This is a genomic window from uncultured Mucilaginibacter sp. (assembly GCF_937859865.1).
GTDB lineage: Bacteria > Bacteroidota > Bacteroidia > Sphingobacteriales > Sphingobacteriaceae > Mucilaginibacter_A.
Map to the genome: position 1 here is coordinate 1 of NZ_CALMAT010000162.1, position 3,983 is coordinate 3,983.

At 41.2% G+C, this 3,983-nt stretch carries 5 protein-coding genes and 1 pseudogene; 1 reads left to right on the forward strand and 5 read right to left on the reverse strand.

The annotated features are described in order from the left end of the window. The coding region (locus Q0192_RS17435; RefSeq protein ID WP_299291532.1) for an MFS transporter at nt 1–448 on the reverse strand (448 nt) is incomplete at its 3' end. A gap of 161 nt (nt 449–609) precedes the next feature. Between Q0192_RS17435 and Q0192_RS17440 the strand changes: the two genes are divergently transcribed. Continuing rightward, the gene (locus Q0192_RS17440) at nt 610–1,761 is read left to right on the forward strand and encodes an iron-containing alcohol dehydrogenase (RefSeq protein WP_299291534.1); all 1,152 of its coding nucleotides are present in this window, start codon (nt 610–612) and stop codon (nt 1,759–1,761) included. Nucleotides 1,762–1,808: 47 nt separating this feature from the next. Here Q0192_RS17440 and Q0192_RS17445 read toward each other — a convergent pair whose 3' ends face one another. The 4 genes and pseudogenes from Q0192_RS17445 to Q0192_RS17460 form a co-directional block, all read right to left on the reverse strand. After that, the gene (locus Q0192_RS17445; RefSeq protein WP_299291536.1) at nt 1,809–2,345 is read right to left on the reverse strand and encodes a CAP domain-containing protein; all 537 of its coding nucleotides are present in this window, start codon (nt 2,343–2,345) and stop codon (nt 1,809–1,811) included. A 67-nt stretch (nt 2,346–2,412) separates the two neighbouring features. Continuing rightward, nucleotides 2,413–3,396 (reverse strand): 3-dehydro-L-gulonate 2-dehydrogenase, encoded by a 984-nt coding sequence (gene yiaK, locus Q0192_RS17450; protein ID WP_299291538.1) that lies wholly within the window; start codon nt 3,394–3,396, stop codon nt 2,413–2,415. Between the two features lie 131 nt (nt 3,397–3,527). After that, nucleotides 3,528–3,725: a cold-shock protein gene (locus Q0192_RS17455; RefSeq protein ID WP_174288621.1), complete on the reverse strand. Its 198-nt coding sequence runs from the start codon at nt 3,723–3,725 to the stop codon at nt 3,528–3,530. A gap of 126 nt (nt 3,726–3,851) precedes the next feature. Continuing rightward, a pseudogene (locus Q0192_RS17460) lies at nt 3,852–3,983 on the reverse strand (peroxidase); the annotation flags it as partial.

Here is a 3,983-nt window from a genome sequence, read left to right on the forward strand (position 1 = left end):
CAACGGCTACCATCATCGTGCCGTAGCCGCGGTTTTTTTTGCTTAAAGTTTCGCTTACCAAAGTAATCCCGGCGCCCAATTCTCCTGCCAAACCAATGCCGGCAGCAAAACGGACGATGCCATACATTTCGATCGAATGCACTAAACCGTTTAGAAAATTAGCAATTGAATATAACAGAATCGAACCGAACAATACTTTTATCCGCCCCAGTTTATCGCCGATAATTCCCCACAAAATCCCTCCTAAAAGCAGTCCGCCCATTTGCATGTTCAATACAAATTCGCCGTCTGTACGCATGTTTTCTGGTTTTACGCCGATGTCTTTGAAACTTTGAAGCCGAACAATCGAGAAAATCACCAGGTCGTAGATGTCAACAAAATAGCCCAAAGCCGCAACGATCACTAAAAAAAGGATGTTTCTGTTTTTTGCAGATGTTGTAGCAGTCATGTAAAAGATAGTTTTTGAATTTTTAAGCTTGTAAATATATTTAATTTACGATAACGAAAAGCAAAAGCATTTGCAATAAAAAAGTATGGTAAAAGAAGCATCCAACTGTTATGATTTTAAAAGCTTCTGTAAAAATTCAAAATTCGGATTATCTTAGCCTGATGGAAAATTTTGTTCAGTATAATCCTACAAAAGTGATTTTTGGACGGGAAGTTACCGACCAGTTGCCTGCAGAAATATCCTGGAAAAAAGCGTTGGTTGTGATCGGAGAAAGTTCGGCAAAGCGGAACGGGTTGTATGCACGGGTGGTTTCTTTGATGAATATGGTTGGATTAGACCACGTTACTTTTGAAGGTGTTAAGGCTAGCGCAACCTACCAGGATGCAGACAGGGCGGTAAAATTAGCGAAAGATTATGGTGCCGAAGTGGTGATCGCCATTGGTGGCTGCTCGGTAATTGATACGGCAAAAGCGGTTGCGGCAGGTTTTTACAGCAACCACTCGGTTTGGGATTTTTATATGCTAAAAGAAGCACCGCAGCAAGCACTCCCGGTTTTGAATATCCAAACCATTGCTTCCACCGGTTCGGCCATGAACAACATTTCGGTTTTGTGCGATTATGAAACCGGCATCAAAAAAGATTTCAGTTCGCCTTTGTTTTACCCAAAAACCGCTTTTTTAGATCCGTATTATTCGGTTACGGTGTCGGCCAAACTAACCGCTTTCGGCGTTTCCACCATGATTGCTTATGCAATCGAACAGTTTTTGAACGAAGGCGATGCTGTTTTGACTGATTATTTTACGGCCGACTTGATCCGTTTAGGCATTCAGAATGGTAAAGAAGTGATGCAAAATTTGGGCGATTACCAGTTGCGCGCCAACCTGATGTGGCTTGCAACAATCGCTTTAAATGATACGTTAAGCGCGGGTAGAAATTATTCTGATAAAAGCATCAGTTGCCTGGCCTATAGTTTAGATGTGCTATATGAAATTGGGCATGGTGCATCTTTAGCGATTGTTTTATGTGCATGGTTAAAATATCATCAATACCGTTATTTAAACCGGATTAAGTTTTTGGCGAAACATGTTTTTGGTTTGGAAAACGTAGATTCGGATTTTACGGTGAATACTTTTGTGCAGAAGATGCAGGATTTTTACCGCTGCATTGATGTTCCCGTCAAGCTTTCCGAAGCAGGAATTGATTTCTCACAAAAGCAAAACATCCTGCAAAGCTTCCAAAAAAATAAAATTTCAGTAAGCAATTACAAAATGGCCGACAAAGATTACGAAGCGTTGCTGGATTTGATGTGGTAAGCTTTGATACTGTTTTTATGCCGGTAAAAACAGTATCATAACTTCGGCTAACGCGAAGTAAAGTTGTTACCGGAAAAAGGATAACGTCCGCCAAAATCCTCCACCCAATAATAGTTGTACACGTAAGCACCAACTTCTTTAAAAGCCGGGTTCATCAGGTTTTTGCAATGCTTTTCGCTTTTAAACAATTCCCGGTTTACCTGTTCGATGGATTGCTGCCCGGCGGCAATATTTTCGCCAATCATATAACGCTGAAAACCGGCAGGCGTGTAACCGGCTTTTTCAAACCGTTGCTGAATGTGGTCGCCATTCCGGCTTTCGTGGCTAAAATAATTGTTGTTGGCCATATCTTGCGCATGTGCAGCAGCAGAAGAAGCCAATTGATCGTTCCAAACCAAAGGTGCAACCGGCGGCATATAAGTGGTGCCACAATTGCAGCCCTGCGCGCGGACTTGGTTTACCCGCTGCAAAACCTCGGCTTTAAAACTGAAATTTTTACCGGTAAAAGAAGCATCGTCCTGAACAAAAGAAACGCAAAAAAGCAGCGGAAGAACCAACAGGAATTTTAATTGAAAAGGTTTCATGCAGTTTGGCATCACATTTTTGAGTTGGATGAGAAACGCAAAAAATAGTTTAAGGAGGTAAGCGGATTTATAATTGTTGAACTTGTTTCCAAATTTCCTCGTTCACCGGAATGCCTTTTGCCAAATTCTCGTTTCTGGTGATCAAAGTTTTTTCTCCGGGATAAAAAATTTGGCCATTTGGTTCAACCGGTTCGCTGGTTTTCGTAAAAGCGATAATCTGTTCGATTAAGTTTTGATGAAGATCAGGCTGATAAATGGCAATAAAAGTTTGCGAAACGCCAGCTTCTTTTCCTGCTGAGGTGATTGCTGACGTTGATTTTCCTCCGCTTAAAGCTGTTAAAACCACATCCAGCATCAACGAAAGCCCCGATCCTTTCCATAAACCAATCGGCAAAGCGCGTTCTGTTTTTCGGATGGCTGCGGCATCGGTTGTTAAATTTCCTGCTTCATCATAACCGCCGGGATAAGGCAAAAGTTGCCCGTTTAACTCGTGTTCCTGCAGTTTACCGTACGAATATTGCGAAACGGCCATATCCAAAACCAAATGTCCGCCTGTTTTTGGCACCGCAATTACCAACGGATTGTTGCCCAACCGCGGTTCTTTTCCTCCCCAAGGCGGCACATTGGCAATGGTATTGGTAAAACAAATACCGATACAACCGGCATCAGCAGCCTGCCAGCCGTAAGTGCCACCGCGCATCCAATGGTTGGTGTTTTTGATGCTAACGCAACCAATTCCGTTTGTTTTTGCCAGATCGGTTGCCGCTTTCATGGCTAAAGAAGCGTTGTAAATTCCTGGCGCTAAGTAGCCGTCCCAAACTTGCAACGCGCCGTTTTCGCTTAAAATTTCCGGCTCTGCCTCCGGTTTAACCAAACCATTTTTCACCAAATCAATAAAAACCGGGAAACGGTTTAAGCCATGCGAGTAAACTCCATCCAAACTATTTTGGGCAAATATTTTTGAACACAATGCTGCTTTTACGGCAGAAAAATTGTGTTGCAACAGTATTTTTTCAAACTTATGTTGTAAATCTTGGTAAGCAACTTTCATGTATTTTTAACCGCCTCGCTGTTGCTTTGTTTAGGTTGATTGATTTTGGCACCAACCAAAATTAAAGGCATAAAAAAAGCCTTTCAACCATTGAAAGACTTTTACAAAGAGTTAGGTATATGTTCCTTATATCAAACTTTTTTTACGTTTACGGCCTGCAGCCCTTTTCTGCCTTCTTCCACATCATATTGTACATCATCGTTGTCTTTAATGGCATTTACGCCGCCTTGTACATCTTTGAAGTGCACGAAAAGATCTTTACCATCATCGGTAACGATAAAACCATAACCTTTTTGAGTGTTAAACCACTTTACTTTTCCAGTTTTCATAACATTTTCTTAGAATTAAATTAGTGGTTTAATTTAAAAAAACTAAACTGAAAAATGCAAATAATTAAAACAAAAAAAGATTATGAATTTTATGCGGTAAAAACAGTATCCAACTAATCTTAAAAATTACTTGTTAGGCTGGGGCGTCATTCTCAAATAAGGTTTCACTTCGGTAAACCCTTTTGGAAACTTGGCCGGAATATCTTCTGTTTTGATGGCTGGCAAAACTACCACGTCCTCTCCCTCTTTCCAATCGGC

Bases quoted from the DNA above. Each gene is read 5' to 3' on its own strand.
- Q0192_RS17455 (WP_174288621.1), bottom strand. From the start codon at position 3,725: ATGAAAACTGGAAAAGTAAAGTGGTTTAACACTCAAAAAGGTTATGGT.
- yiaK (WP_299291538.1), bottom strand. From the start codon at position 3,396: ATGAAAGTTGCTTACCAAGATTTACAACATAAGTTTGAAAAAATACTG.
- Q0192_RS17445 (WP_299291536.1), bottom strand. From the start codon at position 2,345: ATGAAACCTTTTCAATTAAAATTCCTGTTGGTTCTTCCGCTGCTTTTT.
- Q0192_RS17440 (WP_299291534.1), top strand. From the start codon at position 610: ATGGAAAATTTTGTTCAGTATAATCCTACAAAAGTGATTTTTGGACGG.